The organism is Corynebacterium argentoratense, assembly GCF_021491455.1.
GTDB lineage: Bacteria > Actinomycetota > Actinomycetes > Mycobacteriales > Mycobacteriaceae > Corynebacterium > Corynebacterium argentoratense_A.
This window is the reverse complement of the sequence record NZ_JAKETN010000001.1, coordinates 234,353-253,209: the sequence shown is the minus strand read 5'-3', so window position 1 is coordinate 253,209 and position 18,857 is coordinate 234,353. Positions and strand designations below refer to the sequence as shown.

Below are 18,857 nucleotides of genomic sequence, written 5' to 3'. Positions count from 1 at the left end.
CATCAACGACTAGGAGCCAGCCCCGAGCCCACCACCATCTTCATGATCAATAATAATTGCGGCGTCGTCCCCCGCGACGTCATCACCATCAGATTCGCTGCCCGATGTCTCCTGCGGATCACCAGCCTGAACAGACATACCCAGCACACCCATGGCACTAGCACCCGCATCTACAGCAAGGCCTCCATGACGGGCTTCACGCGCCACCTGTGGCTTATACACCTTCGGTGCGCGAGAATCCTGCGGTTCGCCCGCCCCATTAGCAATCACCACCGCAATCCACGGCAAAGGAACAGACACTACAAACAACACCGCAGACAACCACACGCTATGAAGCACAAGATAGGTCAACGCGGACAACAACAGGAAAGGAATGCGCAAACCCTGCAAAATGTTGTACACGCGCTTGCGGTGCAACCAATTGTCATAAGGGGAGCGGCGGGCATCAGTAATGAGCTCGACATCCTTCGAATGAAACAGTCGACTCCACACAGACATAGCAACAACCTCCCAGGGACATTCACCATTGGGTGCAACACGCGGGAAGCGCCCTGGCGCCACGCGCACAACTCCACCATAAACCACCCACAGATCTCGTATTGTTGAGGACCCCGGCCAAGTGCGGCATTATGGTCACGTGAGCACAGGAACCCAGACCATCGAACGTCCGGACGTCCGCGAAGAACTAGAACAGGACAGCGACACCCCAAAGTTCTTCCACTACGTCAAACGCAACCAGATCGTTGACTCCGCAATCAGCGGAAACATGGTTCAAGCGCTATGCGGCGAAACCTTCCCCGTCACCAAACAGGCCCGCCCAGGTTCGCCCGTGTGCCCCGAATGTGAAGAAATCTACAAGAGTCTGCGCAAATAGTGGGTAGTCAACTCCGTGCTTGGCAGCGCGCGGCGCTCACCAAGTACCTGATCAACAAGCCCAAGGACTTTCTCGCGGTCGCTACCCCAGGGGCGGGTAAAACGACCTTTGCGTTGCGCGTCGCAACAGAATTGACCGGCAACCGCACCGTTGATCGGGTCATCGTGGTCGTGCCGACCGAGCACTTAAAAGTGCAATGGGCGGAATCCGCGCAACGTGCCGGGCTAGCCCTGGATCCCCATTTTTCTAACTCGGGCGGTGTCATCAACCCCCAATACGACGGCATTGTGGTCACGTACGCGCAGGTAGCGATGCACCCGTTCAAGCACTACCAGCTTGCAACGGCCAAGCGCACACTGGTGATTCTGGACGAGATTCACCACGGTGGTGACGCAAAGAGCTGGGGCGATGGAATCCGCCAAGCCTACTGTGATGCGGAGCGCCGCCTTGCCCTCACAGGTACCCCTTTCCGTTCTGACGACTCTGCTATACCCTTTGTGCGCTATGAGGAAGATGGCGATGGTCACTTAAAGTCATCTGCCGACCACACCTATGGCTACGCTGACGCCCTGGCGGACGGTGTAGTGCGCCCAGTGGTCTTTCTTGCCTACTCGGGAGAAGCCCGGTGGCGCGACAGTGCGGGTGAGGAATACAGCGCACGCCTCGGCGAACCCCTCAACGCAGAGCAGACTGCTAGGGCGTGGAAAACCGCACTCGATCCTAAGGGCGACTGGATCCCGGCCGTCCTGGGGGCCGCACATACTCGGCTCAAACAATTGCGCACCAACATGCCCGATGCGGGCGGTCTGGTTATCGCTACGGACAAAACGACGGCCCGTGCCTACGCCAAAATCCTCCAGGGTTTGAGCTCGACTCCGGTCTCAGTCATTTTGTCCGATGATCCCACAGCATCAGCACGAATCGAAGAGTTTTCCAACAACACTGACGAGTGGATGGTCGCCGTCCGCATGGTGAGTGAAGGTGTTGACGTCCCTCGGCTGGCTGTCGGTGTATACGCAACCTCAGCCAGCACGCCGCTGTTTTTCGCCCAGGCGATCGGCCGTTTCGTCCGATCGCGCATGCCGGGAGAAACAGCCTCGGTCTTCCTTCCTAGCGTTCCAGTTTTGCTTGACCTAGCAGCAAAAATGGAGACTTCACGCGACCATGTGTTGGGTAAACCCGATCGAGTGAAGGAAGGGTGGGATGACGAGCTACTACAGAAGGCTAACCAGAAGAAGGACGAGCCGGATGCACTCATCAAACCCTATGAAGCACTCGGCGCCGAAGCGGAACTCGATTCGCTTATATACGACGGTTCAACATATGGCACCGCGACCATAGCGGGCTCCGATGAGGAAGCAGATTACCTCGGACTTCCGGGCCTGTTGGATGCTGAGCAGATGCGCCAGTTGCTTCGACAAAGGCAAGCTGAGCAATTGGATGCACGTGACCGCGAGGCAGCTGCAGCCCCAAATGCGGCCGCGCCCTCTGACGGGGCTGGCGGGGCTACACGAGCTGGGGGCGTTGACGCACAGGCCGCGGAAGAGCGCGTCGCCAGTCAAGAGATTCCGCAGCTTCGCAAAGAACTCAATGCGCTGGTCGCTATCACATCGAAACGAACGGGCAGGCCCCATGGAGCCATCCATACCGAAGCGCGCCAGGCTTGCGGAGGTCCGCCGACAGCGCTGGCAACAGCTGAGCAGCTGAGAGACCGCATCGCGTATCTGCGGCGCTGGTAGCCCTCAAACCCGACTACGGGCATACGAGACAAGGCGTTGCGGTCGGCACCTAACTACGTGCACAAAACCGCAACGCCTTGCGAAGATAAAACCAGGCGGCTCTACGCGGAGGATTACTCCAAGTAATCGCGAAGGACCTGGCTGCGGGAGGGGTGGCGCAGCTTCGACATGGTCTTCGATTCGATCTGACGGATGCGCTCGCGGGTGACACCGTACACCTGGCCGATTTCGTCTAAAGTACGCGGCATTCCGTCGGTTAGGCCGAAACGCAGCCGCACAACGCCGGCTTCGCGCTCAGACAATGTCTTGAGAACATCCTGGAGCTGATCTTGCAAGAGGGTGAAGGAGACAGCATCCACTGCAACAACTGCCTCAGAGTCTTCAATGAAGTCCCCAAGCTGGCTATCACCCTCATCACCAATGGTCTGATCGAGGGAGATAGGCTCGCGCGCATACTGCTGGATTTCAAGGACTTTGTCCTCGGTGATGTCCATTTCTTTGGCGAGCTCCAGAGGGGTGGGCTCGCGGCCAAGATCTTGCAGAAGTTCGCGCTGGATACGGCCAAGCTTGTTGATGACCTCCACCATGTGCACAGGGATGCGAATAGTGCGGGCCTGATCGGCCATGGCTCGGGTGATGGCCTGACGGATCCACCAAGTGGCGTAGGTAGAGAACTTGTAGCCCTTGGTGTAGTCGAACTTCTCAACCGCGCGGATCAGGCCGAGGTTGCCCTCCTGAATCAAATCGAGGAAGGCCATACCGCGACCCGTGTAGCGCTTTGCGAGGCTCACCACGAGGCGCAAGTTTGCCTCCAAGAGGTGATTTTTCGCCTTGCGGCCGTCACGGGCGATTGCCCGGAGGTCGCGCTTCATGGCGGGGGAGAGGCGTTCCTTGGTCGGCGCCTCTGGATCCTCCATGAGCTCCATGCGGTAGGTCGCATACAGACCGGCCTCGATGCGCTTAGCAAGCGATACCTCCTGTTCAGCATTCAGCAGCGCAACCTTGCCGATCTGCTTGAGGTACGCCCTGACACTGTCTGCGCTAGCAGTCAGCTCGGCGTCTTTACGTGCCTGCCGTAGCGCAGCGGATTCGTCCTCATCCCAGACAGAAGAACCGTCGTCCTCTTCGTCGTTGGAATCATCGGTATCTTCGTTGTCTTCGTCGGCGGGTAGATCCGTGTACTCGTCATCGGAATCATCGTCAATGGGGGCATCGAGATCATCGTCGAGAGTGTCGTCCTGAAGATCCGGGTCGAGAATGTCATTGTCAACATCATCTCCGTCCGCTCCATCGAGCAGACCCTTGGCTTTTCGGACGTCGGCAGTGGCGTTGGCGCTATCACTGGAAGAGGACTTCGCGGTGCTCTTTTTCGCGCTCTTCTTGGCAGTCTTTTTTGCTGCCGTGGTGGCTGTGCCAGAGGTTGCCTTTTTGGCGGTCTTTTTAGCTGTCTTCTTGGTCACCTTCTTGGCGGTTTTCTTAGTGGCCTTCTTAGCTGTCTTCTTCGCTGGAGCGTCAGTGGTGGCACTGTCCTTAGAAGTTGCGGCGGCGGTGACCTCTGCCGTTTCGGCAGCGGTGTCGGCTGCCTTGCTGGCCTGCGTTGCGGCTTTCTTGGCGGTCTTTTTAGCTGCCTTCTTAGCGACCGTCTTCTTTGCAGCTTTCTTAACAGCCTTTTTGGCTGTCTTCTTGGCTACGGTCCGAGATGCGGAAGCGGACCCGGCGGCGGCGTCCGCATCGTCGGTTGTGTGTTGAGCAGTTGCTTTCTTGGAAGCTTCAGTGGCTGCCACTTAAGCCCTTTCACGTGGAACGGTCAGTAAAGCGTGTCACCCGGGTGGGAACACACCATCGGAAAACCTGCGGGAGGCGTTCGGGGCGCGGAGTGCGAGCGATCGGGTCTCCGTGAGGAGAGCGCCCGAGGCCGTCTAGCTACACGCACCGGAGATACCGGAAAGGTAAAACCAGTGGATGGCAGCTATTTTTGGCAACGCTGCGGCCCTCGAAAGTCAACCGGGGTTTACAATCGGCCACCTAGTATACAGGAAAGCCCAGCGACGGGCAGGATTTAGGGCCGAATTCCGCGAGTTACCGCCAGAGCAGCGCCCACAATCCCTGCTCTATTTCGCAACTGTGCCGGCACAACCTGGGTGTCTACTTCCAGCAGCGGACCCCACTTGTCAAACTTCCGGGAAACGCCGCCACCCAGGATAAATAGGTCCGGCCAGAACAAACGCTCGTATTCGCTCAGCACGTGGCTCAGGCGCTTAGCCCACTTTTTGTAGCTCAGTTCTTCCCTTTGTCTTACTGATGACGCCGCGTAGGCTTCCGCTTCCACTAGCGTGACCTTGCCGGAACGGCGGGGGCGTTGAATTATCAAGTGGCCGAGTTCCGTATTGGGCACTAGCGTGCCATCGGTCAACAATGCACTGCCGATGCCGGTGCCGAGGGTGGCGAGGATGACGACGCCTTGTTGCGCGCGGGGATCGCCGTACGTTACTTCCGCAAGCCCCGCGGCGTCAGCGTCATTGAGAACGGCACACTCGCGGCCGCCGACGGCTGTGGAAAAGACCTCAGAGAGGTCGCAGTCTATCCATGCCGGGTCGATGTTTGCTGCCGTGAGGGCTTTTTGTCCGCGCACCACGCTGGGCACTGTGATGCCGACCGGCCCTGCCCAGTGAGCTTGATTGATGATCGTGGCTACGGTGTTGGCGACGGCAGTGGGAGTTGCCGGTTGTGGGGTGGTGATCTTTATTCGTTCCCCGATAAATTCGCCCGTGCGCAGGTCGACCCTGGCCCCTTTGATTCCCGAGCCCCCGATGTCGATGCCGAAACCTACGTGGGCTTCGTCTGCGTGCTCCAAATTGTTGCTGTGCATATGTCGAGTATAGTGTCGCGTTGGCGTCTCTGTATCCTGCGCAGATGATCTGTCGTGGTCCTTGTTAGCGACACGCGCAACGCCCTCAATATGACATTTGAATCGTGCATCACTTAATATGCCCCCGATACAGCAATTTGACCCCCGTTTCTGAAGGAACCGAAACACACATGGCTACCGATTATGACGCGCCCCGCCGTCGCGCCGAAGATGACCTCGAGACAGACTCTCTCGAAGGGCTGAAGGCTGCAGAGTCCTCCAAGTTCAATATGGATGACGACGGTGAGATCGTCGAGTCTTTTGATCTTCCCCATGTCGACCTCAGTGGTGAAGAGCTCAACGTTACCGTCGTGCCGCGCCGAGATGACGAGTTCACCTGCAGCAGCTGCTTTATCGTGCAGCGTCGTAATCGGATCAGCCACACTGAGGACGACGGTTCGATCATCTGCTTGGACTGCGCCTAAACACCCTCATATTGATGACGCCGCAACGCTGTTCCAGGTTTCACGCTGGAACAGCGTTGCGGCGTCAGGTCGCGGCTGGTAGGGCGGCAATTTTTAGTGGTTGTCGAACGCCGCGATGAGCGCTTGGGGATCGACGGTGCTTAGCAACCAGTATGGGGTGGGGTCATCGGGGTCATCAAGGACGAACATGGCCATCTCGGGTACCCAGCCGTGGGAGACGACGTAGGCTGCGGGGTCGAGTTGGCGCCCCATTGCGTTGCGTCGCGCGGTGGAGGGCACCGCGAGTGTGGATGAGACGGCAGTGTGGGGTAGCTGGGCATTGCCAGCTATCAACCATCGAGTTCCATCCGGGTCTTGTTCTACTCGGACTTTGGTGGACGAAAGGGAGAGCAGTACCCAGATCGCCACGCCGCTGAGAATCACGGCTGGTGCATAGAGCCATATGATGCTGCGGTTGTGCGCTAGTTGGGCAGTGGTCAGCGCCACGATCAGCGCAGCGAGGATCCACCAGTACCAGGGGACCCACTGCCGTTCTTCATACAAAACGGTAGCGTTGGCTGGGTTGCCGTCTGGGGTATTGTGCCCTGTGCTTTCGAAGCTCACAAAGCACCACTTTAACCCGCTTCGGCGTCGGTTGGGTATTCTCGGTGTGGTGAGCGATTTTGGTCCCATTAACGTAGTCCGCCTGCATCCTGACGCGACGTTACCGCAGCGCGCCCATCATGACGATGCGGGGGTTGATCTGACAACTGTCGAATCCGTCACCATCGAACCAGGTCAGCGTGTCCTGGTTGGTACTGGATTGGCGTTTGAGTTGCCGCTTGGCACCGTGGGGTTGATTCACCCACGTTCTGGGCTGGCCCTTCGGCATGGCTTGAGTATCGTCAATACTCCGGGGACCGTTGATGCTGGTTTCAGGGGTGAGGTGAAGGTGTGCTTGATTAACCTGGATCGTGATACCCCCATTAGCATCAACAAAGGTGAGCGTATTGCGCAGTTGTTGGTGCAAAAGGTTGAACTGTGTGACTTCCGTTTTGTCGATTCTTTCGACGGCAGCACGACGCGTGGCACTTCTGGTTACGGTTCTACGGGGGTCTAGTTAAATCCCTGCCCACTGTGCTTATTTGGTGGGAAGGTCGATTGCGTGTTGGCGCCGCCGGCAGGCAACGCAAATTTTTAAGAGGAGAATTTTGATGGGTTTGTGGCCTTTTTCTAAAAAGGATGACGCCGCGCGCAATGACGATTGCGGTGTAGCTGCGCCGTCCGACGCGGTTGATGCAGCAGGGCAGGAGGATGCTCAGACTGCTGAGCGTAGCGCTGCTGACAACGTGATCGCCGGCCCCGACCCTGTGCACGATGCGATCAATGGCCAGCGTGGCCCCTTCGATGGGGATACGGTCACCCCTGAAGAGTTTGATTTCACCGACTTTGCCGACGGCATTCTGGACCTTGGTTCGGTGCAGCTGGCAATGCCTCGGGGCTGTGAGGTGCAGGTGGAGATGGGGGAGAACGGCCCGGTCGCGTTGCACGTCACCACCCCGTATGGGCGCCTGACCCCGGTGGCATTCTCCGCTCCAAAATCCCCTGGCCAATGGCGTGAGGCTGCAGAAGATATCGTCGCTGACATGGCGAACAATGGCTTGGATGCTCGGATGGAAGCAGGCCCTTGGGGTCGCGAGCCCCGCGGCATCGTCAATGACACGACTTTCAGGATGATCGGCGTCGATGGGCCGCGCTGGATGCTTCGCGTTTCTTGCGTTGGCCCTTCTGGCTTGGCCGAGCAGCTGCGTGAGTTGGCGTATAACGTTGTGGCGCGAAGCTTCGTCGTGCGCGGCGAAGAGCCTATGGCTCCTGGCATTTCGCTTCCCGTGGTCCTTCCGGACAACCTGGCCAAGCAGGTGCGCTACGCGATGGAAAATCGGGAAGAAATCGCGGCGAACATCCGCCGTGAGCAAGCTGAACGTCTGGCCCAAAAGAGCGAACAGGCAGCCCAGGCGCTCAGCGAGGATTCCGCACTCGATCAGATGCGCGCTCCGGAAAATAACGAGTCTTAACGTGGGCCACAAGCCGAAAGAGCAGGTGGGTGACACTTTCCGCCTCTCAATTCAGCGCCCCGCCCACCAGGGCAAAGCAGTGGGTTTTGCCCCCTCCGGTGTAGTCGTGCTCGTGGCGGGTGGCGTGGTCGGCGACACCCTCGAGGTAGAAGTCGCCCGCGTCGCCAAGCGCCACCTGGAGGCGCGGATCGTTAGGGTGCTTTCTCCCAGTCCTCATCGCATACCTCCCCGGTGTGCAGCTGCGGCACACGGCGCGGGCTGCTGCGACTTTTCCCATCTCGACCCCGACTATGAGCTCGAGGTAAAAGCAACGATTCTTCGTTCGCACCTCGAGCGGATGGGGAAGCTAGAGACCATCGCCCCCATAGACATCGTTGAGCTCGCTCGTGAGCACTGGCGGTGCCGGTTCCGCCTTGGGATTGACAGCAGTGGTCGCCTGGGCCAGCGTGCGCCACGGTCGCATAAGATCATCACAGAGCAATGCCTCCAATACCCAGAAGTTCTCAGCGTGGAGGTTGCACGTTGGCAGCGTGAACCCCAGCCACAGCACGTCGGAAAAGAACTGCTGTGCGCCATCGACGACCAAGGCAACCTGCACACCGAACTTCATCTAGCCGCACAGCGCGCCTCGCGGCGTCATCAAGCACAACACGCTCGGCGCAGCACACCTGCACCCGCTCCCAGTCGCCGGCCAGACAGTACCCAGCACTACGTCGTGGGCGGCCACACCTTCGACGTCACCATTGATGGTTTCTGGCAAGCCCACCGCGACGCCGCTGCGACCTATCACGACATCATCCGGCAGTGGCTTGAAAACATCAACAATAATGACGCCGCGGAAAACTCCCAGCTATGCGCGTGGGACCTCTACGGTGGGGTAGGGCTGTTCATTCCCGTGCTGCAACAATGCGGATATGGGCGGATCTACTCTGTCGAGTCGGCGCCGGTAGTTGATAGCTTTAACCAGCCGAATGTTGAGTTCGTCACCAGCGCAGTGGAGCGTTGGGTGTCCAGCGAACGGGCTGTCCAGGCACCCCCGCACGTTGTCATCGTCGACCCGCCACGTTCCGGTGCAGGAGCAGCCGTTATCGAGGGCATAGCCAAGCAGCAGCCGCAACTGGTCGTACACATCGGCTGCGACCCGGTGGCTTTTGCCAGGGACATTGGCCTGTGGTCCAGCCACGGCTACGTGCCGACGAAGATCACCATCGTCAACGCCTTCCCAGGAACCCACCACTTTGAGACACTGGCTTTGCTGCAGCCGCGTCAAAACACCCATAATTAAACAGGTGAGGCTTAATAGAGGCCAGCATTAGCAAGCGCTAGGATTAATGCCCTAGTGCACAAACCACACGCGCCTACCGGGTGGCACCACCCAGCGGGCACAGCAGAAGTATGCATGTCCGCCGGATTCGAGGAAAGGTCGAGTGTTTGAATAAGCCCACGGAGACCCCGAACGACGGCCAGCAGCGCCAGCAAACACCCCTGCTCAACTCTATTTCTGGGCCGCAAGACCTTAAGGAGCTCTCGACCCAGCAACTAGAGCAATTGGCCGCTGAGATCCGCAATTTCCTCGTGGACAAGGTGTCCGCCACCGGTGGCCACTTGGGGCCCAACCTGGGAGTGGTCGAGCTAAGCATCGCTCTCCACTCCGTGTTTGACTCACCCCGCGACCCGATCATCTTCGACACCAGCCATCAGTCGTATGTGCATAAGATCCTTACCGGCCGAGCCGATCAATTCGACACCTTGCGGCAGAAGGGTGGCCTGTCAGGCTACACCAGCAGGAGCGAAAGCGAGCACGACTGGACGGAATCTTCACATGCTTCCGCGTCGTTGTCCTACGCCGAAGGACTGTCGAAGGCCTTCGCTGTCCGGGGGGAAGAGGAACGCTGTGTGGTTGCGGTGGTGGGCGACGGCGCGTTAACCGGCGGTATGTGCTGGGAGGCGCTGAACAACATTGCGGCGGATAGACAGCGCAACGTTGTCATCGTTGTCAACGACAATGGTAGAAGCTATTCACCGACCATTGGTGGCTTCGCGGAGAACCTCGCTGATCTGCGCATGCAGCCCTTCTATGACAAAGTCATGGAGCAGGGTAAGTCCACCTTGAACTCCATGGGCTGGGTGGGACGCCGCACATTCGACCTCATGCATGCGTTCAAGGAAGGCGTGAAGCACACGGTGCTGCCCGGGTCGATGTTTCCCGAATTGGGGATGAAATACGTCGGCCCTGTGGACGGTCATAATCTTAAACAGCTGGAGCACGCGTTCCGTTACGCGAAGGACTACAACGGCCCGCTGATTGTGCATGTGGTGACAGAAAAAGGTCGCGGCTATGCCCCGGCCGAAAATAACGCCGCTGACCTTATGCATTCCACCGGCGTTATCGATCCCGTGACTGGTGCGCCCGTGAAGGCGTCGCAGCCCGGTTGGACCAGTGTTTTCTCCCAGCATCTGCTTGAGCTTGGTGAACAGCGCCAGGATATCGTCGCTATCACTGCGGCTATGGCTGGGCCTACTGGTCTTGCGGCCTTTGCCGAGCGCTTCCCGGATCGCTTCGTTGATGTTGGTATCGCCGAGCAGCATGCCCTGACGTCTGCTGCGGGTATGGCCCTGGGCGGCCTGCACCCGGTGGTCGCCTTGTATTCGACCTTCCTTAACCGAGCCTTTGACCAGTTGTTGATGGACGTGGCGCTGCTCGGTTTGCCCGTGACTGTGGTGCTTGACCGATCAGGCATCACTGGGTCTGATGGTGCCAGCCACAACGGCGTGTGGGATCTTTCGATGGCTGCGATTATCCCGGGTATTCGTGTTGCAGCCCCGCGCGATGCCGTCGAGTTGGTCGCACAATTGGATGAAGCCGTTGCCGTTGAGGACGGCCCCACCATCGTCCGTTTCCCCAAGGGATCCCTGCCGCAGGAACTGCCGGCTGTTGATAGTTTGTTCGACGGCGTCGACATCCTTTATTACAGCGCCGATTCCGATGGGGATGGCAGTACCACTGCAGACGATGCCAATGAGCGCGCGCTGGAAGTCCTGATTGTTAGCGTCGGCCCCATGGCTGGGGAAGCGCTAGAGGCAGCCCGGCGGCTTGAGGCTGAAGGCTTCGTGGTGACGGTAGTTGATCCACGCTGGGTGCTGCCCGTGCAGCCTTCCCTAGTGGCTCTAGCTGCGGAGCATGACGTCGTGGTGGTCATTGAAGACGGCGTGGTGCGCGGGGGAGTGGGCTCTGCGATTGAAACCGCTCTGTCGGGCAGTGATGTTGATGTCTCAGTGCGTCATGTTGCGGTGCCCCAGCAATTCCTGGAGCATGCCTCTCGTGCCGAAATCCTAGAAGAGTTTTCCATCAACGCGGACGGCATTGTTCAGGCCGTTTACGACTGGGCTGAGCAAGAGTAATAGCCCGAGCAGTTTGCCCCTAGGCGTGGGCCGAACCAGTGCCTAGGGTAGCGACACCTTCGGGCGGAAGCCCTGCAACATTTGCCAGTACAGCGGCAAACGCCTCGACATGGGGCCCAAGATTTTCATCGGAGGCGGTCCACGAAGCACGCAGCTCAATCTGGTAGGCCTTCGGCGGGCCGCCAATGTCACCGAAACGTGAAGACGCAGTAGCAGTAACCGTGCCGCCGAGATTGCTATACCCGGCGTCATGAGTATCGAGGCCTTCGCTGAGCCACTCCCAAGCCACCTCGGGCAACAATGGATCGCCGGCAACCGAAGCATCCATATCAGCCTGGATATATGCCACCAGTCGCAGATCCCCATCCCACGTTTCCTCGCCCTGCGGGTCGTGGAGCAAAATGAGTCGGCCAAACGCATCCCCATCGGTGTGGGTAGGGATCATGGATGAAGAAGCATCGAGCTCGGGGTGTTCGATTTCCAAACCGATGGCGTGGCTGAACGGAGCCAAGCGTTGGGGCGGACGGATAGTACCCAAGGTGATTTCCGGGCGCAATGACACACTATGCATGGACTCGACAGCGTCAGCGAAGAGCTTGGGCAGCCCGTCAGCGGAACCGGAGCCGGAAGCGCTAGCGGCGGCGGAAGATGCGCGAAGTTCACTCACAAGGAATTAAGCTAGCGCCTGGGCCCCCTCGTGGCAGTCAGGCGCGCCGACACCACCTGCCTCCGCAGGCTGTACGGCGTTTAGGGTACCCGTCGATGCACGCCGCGGCAATCAAACTTAAGATTGATGGCAGTTGCCAACCTTTTATTTTTGGTTGAGAGGTCGAGGCAGCCGTCGAGTTTCAACACCATATCCTTCGAGAGGAACACACACCATGACGTCTAGTAGCCACAAACGCATCGACTACGCTGCACTCAACCAGGTGCAGCGCTACACCCAATGGGCAGTTTTCCGCGTCCGCCCCGGCGAACTAGGAGACAACCGCCAGGAAGCCATCGACGGAGCACGAGCATTCTTCCAGCAACTTGAGGACCAAGGCGTCGTTGTTACCCGCGGCATCTACGATGTCTCCGGCATACGTGAAGGCGCCGACTACATGATTTGGTGGCACGCAGAAGAAATCCGGGACCTCCAGCAAGCTTTCAACGACTTCCGCCGAAGCACCACCCTGGGGCGTTGCTCCGACAACGTCTGGCTAGCCAGCGCACTGCACCGCCCAGCGGAATTTAACAAATCCCACCTGCCGAGCTTCATCATGGGGGAGGAGCCAGGCGACTGGATTACCGTATACCCCTTCGTCCGCTCTTACGATTGGTACCTGCTCGACGACACTGACCGACGCCGGATCCTCGCTGAGCACGGTCGCTCTGGCCGTGATTTCCCGGACGTGCGGACAAACACCCTTCCGTCCTTCGCACTCGGAGACTACGAATGGATTCTCGCCTTCGAAGGGCCAGAGCTACACCGAATGGTAGACCTCATGCACCGCATGCGCTACACCGAGGCGCGGCTTCACGTACGAGAAGAAACCCCCTTCTACAGCGGCCGCAGAGTGCACGACATTGAAGAAATTATCAACGTCCTCCCCTGAGAACAACTAAGCAACAAAACAGTTAGCCGACCCGGATTCTTCCCCAAGGTCGGCTAGCTGAAGGTTATCTAGTTTTCTGAAAACGCAGAGCGACAGAGTTGATACAAAACCTCTGATCGGTAGGGGTATCAAACCCCTCGCCCTCAAACACGTGGCCCAAATGGCCCCCGCACCCAGCACACAAAACCTCCGTGCGACGCCGCCCCAAAGAATCATCTGGGCGCATCATCACCGCATCACCATCCTGAGGTGCATAGAACGCGGGCCAACCACACCCCGAATGGAACTTAGCCTCCGAGCGGAACAATTCCAGCCCGCACCCAGCGCAGTGATAGACCCCCACGGCGTCATCACCCAAAAACTCATTCGTTCCAGGCGGCTCAGTCGCAGCCTGACGCAACACAGCAAACTCAGCGGCGCCCAAAAACTCCCGCCACTGATCCTCCGTCAAGTCCCGAAAATTAGGCCGCTGCGCATGCTGATCGTCGTTCGTCATTCCACCACGATAGCGCGATCACCGCGCAGGCAAGCAAAAACGCAGCCCAACCAAACGTCGGCAATAAGGACGTCAACCACTCGCCTTGGTTTGCGAAACGCGAAGGGACAAATTCATCAGTCGTGTAGAAACAGTAAGCTGCCACCCACACCACAGGATTACGCATCACCGACACCGCCCGCAAAGAAGTGAAAAACACCGGAAATAAAAGCATCGAATAATACATCTGCCCCAACGAAGACAAGAAGAACACCCCGCACAGCAAGACAGCGCTAGTAGTGGTAGCCCACGTGAACGCATCCACATAACGAATGCGGGCCAGAAAAACAATCGCCACCACAACAACGGCGGCGAACACAACAAACCACAGGCGCTGCTGCCACACAGGCATACCGAAATACACAGCCATTCCGGGCAAAGAACTATTGGCATAATCGCGAACCAACGACAGGTAAGGCATGGTCCGAGACACATAATCAGAAGCCCCAGGAACGAAAGGCCACGCCACTACGTTAAGCAACGCAGGTACAGCAACCGCTCCAGCCACAGCACGCCACTGAAGCTTCAACAACGGAAGGAAAAACAACGGCAAAAACAGGGGCTTAACCACAATCGCTAAACCCAAAACGATGCCGGCTAGCATCACGCGTTCATGAAGCAAGAGGTACAAAAACATGCTCAAGGCCAAAAGCAGAAGTCCGTTAATGTTAGAAAAAATCAGCGTGTTTCGGACAGACTCAGTTAAAAAAGCTGCAGCAATCGCGCCAGGGAAGACGGGGCCTCGGAGGCTAGCGCCAGCCAGTCGCGTCAGCAAGGCCAACGCCAAAACAATTGCCACCGCGTTCACGACGATGAACGCTATGCGAGCAAGTCCTATATGTGTTGTCAGTGCGAGAGGTGACAGTAAAAGTGTGGCGCCAGGATTGTAAAGATAATGAGGGTCGACGAAAGAATAATTCTCGTTATAAATCTCGACGCCTTCGTGGAAACGTCGCAGGGCGTAGTAGACCGTGGAGAAATCGTCGGTGAGGTCGCCGTTAACACCGAGGATAAACAAGCGGTGAACAAACAAGGCTAAAGCGACAGGCCACAGTGCAGCCAAGGCGAGGGTGCGCAGCTTCTGAGTATCCGGAGCGTGCACGGACTTTTCGGCCCCATCGGTATGGTTGCTGCTGCGGGAACGGCACGCGGGATGCGTGGGTCCGGCAACCCACGTGGTCGATAGGAGCCGTTGGAGCTTAGTGCCGGGTGCGAGGCGGCTGTGGTCCGTCGTGGAAGTTTTCACGAGGGCTAACTGTAGTAACCGGGAGTAGCACGGTGGCGCAGGCGCACGGGAGGGTGGGGGAGGCGTTGGGCAGGAATTTAAAAACCGGCCCCTTCAGGGGCCGGTTTGATTGGAGCGGATGACGAGACTCGAACTCGCGACCCTCACCTTGGCAAGGTGATGCGCTACCAACTGCGCTACATCCGCATGAACTTTTATTGGACGAGTCTGTTCGTGACTCTTGTGCGCGATACTGGGATTGAACCAGTGACCTCTTCCGTGTCAGGGAAGCGCTCTCCCGCTGAGCTAAACGCGCGAGAAAACCAGTATACCGGTTTTGCGAGGTGGAAACGGGAATCGAACCCGTGTGCACGGTTTTGCAGACCGTTGCCTCACCACTCGGCCATTCCACCGTGGCGTTGCCGCCTCGGGTAAGTCGTGGCTTGAGCCACTGGACTACCAGAGCGGATGACGAGACTCGAACTCGCGACCCTCACCTTGGCAAGGTGATGCGCTACCAACTGCGCTACATCCGCATGAACTTTTATTGGACGAGTCTGTTCGTGACTCTTGTGCGCGATACTGGGATTGAACCAGTGACCTCTTCCGTGTCAGGGAAGCGCTCTCCCGCTGAGCTAAACGCGCCCATCGGATACGCTTTGCATATCCAGAGCGGATGACGAGACTCGAACTCGCGACCCTCACCTTGGCAAGGTGATGCGCTACCAACTGCGCTACATCCGCATGCACTATGAAATGAGTCAACGAATGCAGCCGGGCTGCGACTCCGTGGTTGCTCACTTTGTGCGCTAAGAAACATTAACCGTAGCGGGGACAAAAAGCAAAATTCGTTGCAGGCTTGTGATGCTACCGGGCAAAACGTTCCCAGGGTAACGCTGTAGGACCCTATGTATAGGGTGGATTAAGTAGTTGCGGATTGAGGCTGTTAATGGGTGGAAAAGGTTGGCCCGCCATGTGCGCATGCGGTTGGCAGTAGCAGTGGTGAGGTAATTGCTGTCTCAGTTTAGGAAGTGCTTAGCTGTTGCCGAACCGTGGTCGTAAGGGTGTTTTTTAAATTTGTGTGTTTGCGTGTTAGATTTTCTAACGGCTAAGGGCGCCACATTGTGAATGTGGTGTTGGAAGCTTTGGTCCTATGGCTCAGTGGAAGAGCGTTCCGTTCACACCGGAAAGGTCGCTGGTTCGATCCCAGCTAGGACCACCATTAAAAGGGCGCCGGTCGGCGCCCTTTTTCATCATCAGGCTCCTAAAACCCGTTGCGCGTACGTGGTCCTCTGGTGCTTAGTGGACGTGGATTAACTTGATTACGGGAACTAAAACCGCGTTCAGTCCGACTACTATTGGGGTGTGCATGTAAGGCACACCACCGCACTGTCACAGAGAGGGCCTCAGATGTTAATGCGCAGTACCTCGCCGCTGCTTAAGCATCGGCAGGTGTTCCAGGGCTCGTGTAGATCCGCCGGCACCACGCGTCGTAGATCGCTTCAGCTTCTCTGGAGCGCTATCACCTTCGTCGCGATTGTCTTCGGCGCAGCCCCGCAGGCTCAGGCGCACGACGCCGTTGTGGCATCCACACCGGCGGACGGGGCCACTGTTTCGAGTTTCCCTCGAGCGTTTGAATTAGAGTTCTCTGGAATTCCCCAGCAGAGCTTCAACACCGTCGCTGTGAGTGACGCTCAGTCAGGAGAGGTCCTTTTCACCGTTGAACCGAACCTGGATCAGCAGTTTGTTCGCTTCGAAACCCCGGCTGAGGTGCATCCTGACGCAGGGGACTACATCATTGGCTTCCAAATAACCTCCTCTGACGGCCACGCTACGCGCGGTAAGTTGCGCTTTACTGTCTCTGGTGCTGACGCAACGTCCGCTGGTGAGCAGCCTCAATCTGCCTCCACCTCCGATCAGACCGCTGAAAGCAACGATGGCGGCAAAAACCTCGTATTGATCCTGATCGGTGCAGCAGTGCTGTGCGCTATCGCTGTGGCAGCGATTGCCTTCCGCGCGAAAAACGATAATTCACCAACGTCCAACCAAGGAGAAAATCTATGAAGACCACCCGTACAATTGTTGCGCTCGCAACCGTCGCGCTTCTCGGCCTAAGCGCGTGCTCCAACAGTGAAACCGCCAGCGACACGAAGGTCGACACTGCAACCACCGTTGAAAGCGCCTCGCCCAGCGCGGAGGTTTCCAGTGAAGCTAAGGATGGCCATATGCACTCCCATGCTCCCGTTTCAATGACCGATGGCTACGTCAAAGCAAAGGGCGCAGACAAGAAGATGACTGCCATCTTCGGCACCCTCGTCAACGAAAGCGACACGCCCCAGCATCTAACCGGCTTCAGCACCAACCTTGGGGACTACTCTTACGAGATTCACGAAGTAGTTGACGGCAAAATGCAGCAAAAGGCTGATGGCATCGTGATCCCCGCCAATGGTACCTATGTGCTCGAACCCGGTCATGATCACCTAATGATTATGGGCATTTCCGAGGAGATTCCTGCCGGTTCCACCGTAGACCTCACCCTCAACTTTGAGGACGGCTCCCACGCTCACATCGACAACCTTCCGGTACGTACACTCGGTGCAGGTGAAGAAAGCTACGGCGACCAAGCCGGTCACGAGGGTCATGAGGGCCACGGCGACCACGCGGACCACGCGGGTCACAACCACTAATCGTCGCGCTATGCTTGGCAGATGATCGGCACGAGCCAGCCGCATACCCTCAATGGGTCGGTTGGCATCTGCCAAAGGAGATAAGACTACAGCCATGGGCGTATCACGCAGGGCTTTTCTAAAGGGCGGTTTCGCCCTAGGCGCAGCGAGCGCAGCTAATGCTGCATTAGCTGCTTGCGATAATCATCCTGGGGACGCGGCAGGGGTTGCACAAGAGGAATCCACCGCAATTATCGGCTTCGATGGGCCCCACCAGGCAGGCATTGCGACCGCCCCTCAGACGACGCTCAACCTCGTCGGTTTTAACATCGTCGCACAAGCCGATCCGACATCGATCCGCAACCTTTTGCGCCTGTGGACCGAAGATGCCCGCGCACTATGTAGCGGGCGTAACCCGGTGGGCTCCCTAGAGTCTGAGCTCAGTGAAAACCCAGCGAACCTCACCATTACCTGTGGTTTTGGCCCGAGACTGTTTGAACTTGTCGGTCGCGAAACCCCGGATATTCTTAGCCCGATTCCCACGTTCGCTAAGGACCAGCTGGATCCCGCATGGGGCCAGACCGATCTAGCGCTCCAGATTTGTGGAGATGACTCAGTGACGGTCGCTCACGCGACCCGGCATATGATTCGCTCAGCTGTCGACTATGCAGAGGTCGAGTGGATTCAACAAGGTTTTAATGAGCCTGCTGACCGCGGCACCCCCCGCAATCTTTTCGGCCTTAAAGACGGCACGGTGAACCCACGTGATGAGCATGAATACGACGACGTCGTTTGGATTGATCAAGGGCCACAATGGCAGCGAGGCGGAACCGTCATGGTCGTTAGACGCATTGCGATGAACCTGGACACATGGGAGCAACTCGATCGAACTAGTCGCGAAACAGCTTTCGGCCGCGCCCTCGACACGGGGGCGCCCCTGTCCGGAACTGATGAATTTGATGCTCCGGATTTCCGCGCCACCGATGGAACGGGCCTGCCCGTCATCGACCCCATGAGCCACATGGCGAGAGCGACTATTCCTCGCGGACATCCCGAGCAACAGATTCGTAGGCGCGCCTACAACTACGATGTGCCGCCCACGAGCCAGACGATCGCGGATGGGCAAACTTCAAACTCCGGGCTTGTGTTTATCTGCTTCCAAAAAGATCATCGGAAGCAATTCAGCGCTATCCAGCAGCGTTTAGATGAAGGCGATCGGATCAATCAGTGGATCACCCACATTGGTTCCGCGCTGTACTTCTGCCCACCCGGCACACAGCAGGGTAAATACTGGGGTCAAGAATTGCTCGGCTAGCCCATGCCGGTGCCAAAGGAGCGGTTGGATATAGCTCGCGGTGCCTGACGCGCTAGGATATGGGGGACTATCGTCGCGTGTTCCGGCCAGGTATGCCGGGCACGCCTGAATTTATA

The 18,857-nt window shown here is 57.9% G+C and carries 17 protein-coding genes, 7 tRNA genes and 2 pseudogenes; 13 read left to right on the top strand and 13 right to left on the bottom strand.

Annotated elements, in window-relative coordinates; translation table 11 throughout:
- Positions 1 to 9 precede the first annotated feature (9 nt).
- Entirely contained in the window at positions 10 to 498 is a 489-nt protein-coding gene (locus L1C91_RS01180; RefSeq protein WP_234857613.1) for a DUF3099 domain-containing protein, read from the bottom strand.
- A gap of 139 nt (positions 499 to 637) precedes the next feature.
- Here L1C91_RS01180 and L1C91_RS01175 point away from each other — a divergent pair, with 139 nt between their 5' ends.
- The 3 genes and pseudogenes from L1C91_RS01175 to L1C91_RS09535 form a co-directional block, all read left to right on the top strand.
- A complete protein-coding gene (locus L1C91_RS01175; RefSeq protein WP_020976399.1) occupies positions 638 to 874 on the top strand; it encodes a DUF3039 domain-containing protein in 237 nt (78 codons plus the stop codon).
- A pseudogene (locus L1C91_RS01170) lies at positions 874 to 2,332 on the top strand (DEAD/DEAH box helicase); the annotation flags it as partial. The gene L1C91_RS01175 and the pseudogene L1C91_RS01170, both read left to right, overlap by 1 nt.
- 89 nt (positions 2,333 to 2,421) lie before the next feature.
- A pseudogene (locus tag L1C91_RS09535) lies at positions 2,422 to 2,613 on the top strand (ATP-dependent helicase); the annotation flags it as partial.
- A 113-nt stretch (positions 2,614 to 2,726) separates the two neighbouring features.
- On the opposite strand, the gene L1C91_RS01165 reads toward L1C91_RS09535, so the two are convergent.
- On the bottom strand, positions 2,727 to 4,397 hold the full coding sequence (locus tag L1C91_RS01165) for an RNA polymerase sigma factor (RefSeq protein WP_234857611.1): 1,671 nt from the start codon (positions 4,395 to 4,397) through the stop codon (positions 2,727 to 2,729).
- 275 nt (positions 4,398 to 4,672) lie between these two features.
- Positions 4,673 to 5,482, bottom strand: coding sequence for a polyphosphate--glucose phosphotransferase (ppgK, locus tag L1C91_RS01160; protein ID WP_234857610.1), 810 nt, complete (start codon positions 5,480 to 5,482; stop codon positions 4,673 to 4,675).
- 170 nt (positions 5,483 to 5,652) lie between these two features.
- Here ppgK and L1C91_RS01155 point away from each other — a divergent pair, with 170 nt between their 5' ends.
- The gene (locus L1C91_RS01155) at positions 5,653 to 5,946 is read left to right on the top strand and encodes a DUF4193 domain-containing protein (RefSeq protein WP_234857609.1); all 294 of its coding nucleotides are present in this window, start codon (positions 5,653 to 5,655) and stop codon (positions 5,944 to 5,946) included.
- 93 nt (positions 5,947 to 6,039) lie between these two features.
- Here the strand turns inward: L1C91_RS01155 and L1C91_RS01150 are convergent, their stop codons facing one another.
- Positions 6,040 to 6,549 carry a DUF3093 domain-containing protein gene (locus L1C91_RS01150; RefSeq protein ID WP_234857608.1) on the bottom strand — a complete coding sequence of 170 codons (510 nt, stop codon included), beginning with the start codon at positions 6,547 to 6,549 and terminating at the stop codon, positions 6,040 to 6,042.
- 49 nt (positions 6,550 to 6,598) lie between these two features.
- Here L1C91_RS01150 and dut point away from each other — a divergent pair, with 49 nt between their 5' ends.
- The 4 genes from dut (at position 6,599) to dxs (ending at position 11,402) form a co-directional block, all read left to right on the top strand.
- Positions 6,599 to 7,045: a dUTP diphosphatase gene (gene dut, locus L1C91_RS01145; protein WP_419178686.1), complete on the top strand. Its 447-nt coding sequence runs from the start codon at positions 6,599 to 6,601 to the stop codon at positions 7,043 to 7,045.
- A 94-nt stretch (positions 7,046 to 7,139) separates the two neighbouring features.
- The gene (locus L1C91_RS01140) at positions 7,140 to 8,000 is read left to right on the top strand and encodes a DUF3710 domain-containing protein (RefSeq protein WP_234857606.1); all 861 of its coding nucleotides are present in this window, start codon (positions 7,140 to 7,142) and stop codon (positions 7,998 to 8,000) included.
- 25 nt (positions 8,001 to 8,025) lie between these two features.
- Positions 8,026 to 9,285 carry a class I SAM-dependent RNA methyltransferase gene (locus L1C91_RS01135; protein WP_234857605.1) on the top strand — a complete coding sequence of 420 codons (1,260 nt, stop codon included), beginning with the start codon at positions 8,026 to 8,028 and terminating at the stop codon, positions 9,283 to 9,285.
- A 200-nt stretch (positions 9,286 to 9,485) separates the two neighbouring features.
- Positions 9,486 to 11,402, top strand: a complete 1,917-nt coding sequence (gene dxs, locus L1C91_RS01130) for a 1-deoxy-D-xylulose-5-phosphate synthase (protein ID WP_234857850.1) — start codon at positions 9,486 to 9,488, stop codon at positions 11,400 to 11,402.
- 19 nt (positions 11,403 to 11,421) lie between these two features.
- On the opposite strand, the gene L1C91_RS01125 is transcribed toward dxs, so the two are convergent.
- Positions 11,422 to 12,069, bottom strand: a complete 648-nt coding sequence (locus tag L1C91_RS01125; protein ID WP_234857604.1) for a DUF3000 domain-containing protein — start codon at positions 12,067 to 12,069, stop codon at positions 11,422 to 11,424.
- A 214-nt stretch (positions 12,070 to 12,283) separates the two neighbouring features.
- Here L1C91_RS01125 and hemQ point away from each other — a divergent pair, with 214 nt between their 5' ends.
- Complete coding sequence (gene hemQ, locus L1C91_RS01120; protein WP_234857603.1) at positions 12,284 to 13,000, top strand: hydrogen peroxide-dependent heme synthase; 717 nt, start codon at positions 12,284 to 12,286, stop codon at positions 12,998 to 13,000.
- A gap of 64 nt (positions 13,001 to 13,064) precedes the next feature.
- On the opposite strand, the gene msrB is transcribed toward hemQ, so the two are convergent.
- The 8 genes from msrB to L1C91_RS01080 all read right to left on the bottom strand — a co-directional run bounded on the left by msrB (position 13,065) and on the right by L1C91_RS01080 (position 15,504).
- The gene (gene msrB / locus L1C91_RS01115; RefSeq protein ID WP_234857602.1) at positions 13,065 to 13,496 is read right to left on the bottom strand and encodes a peptide-methionine (R)-S-oxide reductase MsrB; all 432 of its coding nucleotides are present in this window, start codon (positions 13,494 to 13,496) and stop codon (positions 13,065 to 13,067) included.
- On the bottom strand, positions 13,462 to 14,781 hold the full coding sequence (locus L1C91_RS01110; RefSeq protein ID WP_234857601.1) for a glycosyltransferase family 87 protein: 1,320 nt from the start codon (positions 14,779 to 14,781) through the stop codon (positions 13,462 to 13,464). The genes msrB and L1C91_RS01110 overlap by 35 nt, the downstream gene beginning before the upstream one ends.
- 110 nt (positions 14,782 to 14,891) lie before the next feature.
- Positions 14,892 to 14,967 (bottom strand) — tRNA-Gly (locus L1C91_RS01105).
- Between the two features lie 37 nt (positions 14,968 to 15,004).
- Positions 15,005 to 15,076 (bottom strand) — tRNA-Val (locus tag L1C91_RS01100).
- A 26-nt stretch (positions 15,077 to 15,102) separates the two neighbouring features.
- Positions 15,103 to 15,173 (bottom strand) — tRNA-Cys (locus L1C91_RS01095).
- 50 nt (positions 15,174 to 15,223) lie between these two features.
- Positions 15,224 to 15,296 (bottom strand) — tRNA-Gly (locus L1C91_RS01090).
- Positions 15,297 to 15,333: 37 nt separating this feature from the next.
- Positions 15,334 to 15,405: transfer RNA gene (locus L1C91_RS01085), tRNA-Val, on the bottom strand.
- A gap of 26 nt (positions 15,406 to 15,431) precedes the next feature.
- A tRNA-Gly gene (locus tag L1C91_RS01080) sits at positions 15,432 to 15,504 on the bottom strand.
- A gap of 403 nt (positions 15,505 to 15,907) precedes the next feature.
- Between L1C91_RS01080 and L1C91_RS01075 the strand changes: the two genes are divergently transcribed.
- The 4 genes from L1C91_RS01075 to L1C91_RS01060 all read left to right on the top strand — a co-directional run bounded on the left by L1C91_RS01075 (position 15,908) and on the right by L1C91_RS01060 (position 18,741).
- A tRNA-Val gene (locus L1C91_RS01075) sits at positions 15,908 to 15,982 on the top strand.
- Positions 15,983 to 16,170: 188 nt separating this feature from the next.
- Positions 16,171 to 16,824: a copper resistance CopC family protein gene (locus tag L1C91_RS01070; RefSeq protein ID WP_234857600.1), complete on the top strand. Its 654-nt coding sequence runs from the start codon at positions 16,171 to 16,173 to the stop codon at positions 16,822 to 16,824.
- Positions 16,821 to 17,447, top strand: coding sequence for a copper chaperone PCu(A)C (locus L1C91_RS01065; protein WP_234857599.1), 627 nt, complete (start codon positions 16,821 to 16,823; stop codon positions 17,445 to 17,447). Before L1C91_RS01070 ends, L1C91_RS01065 begins: the two co-directional genes overlap by 4 nt.
- A gap of 94 nt (positions 17,448 to 17,541) precedes the next feature.
- Positions 17,542 to 18,741 (top strand): Dyp-type peroxidase, encoded by a 1,200-nt coding sequence (locus tag L1C91_RS01060; RefSeq protein WP_234857598.1) that lies wholly within the window; start codon positions 17,542 to 17,544, stop codon positions 18,739 to 18,741.
- Positions 18,742 to 18,857 lie beyond the last annotated feature (116 nt).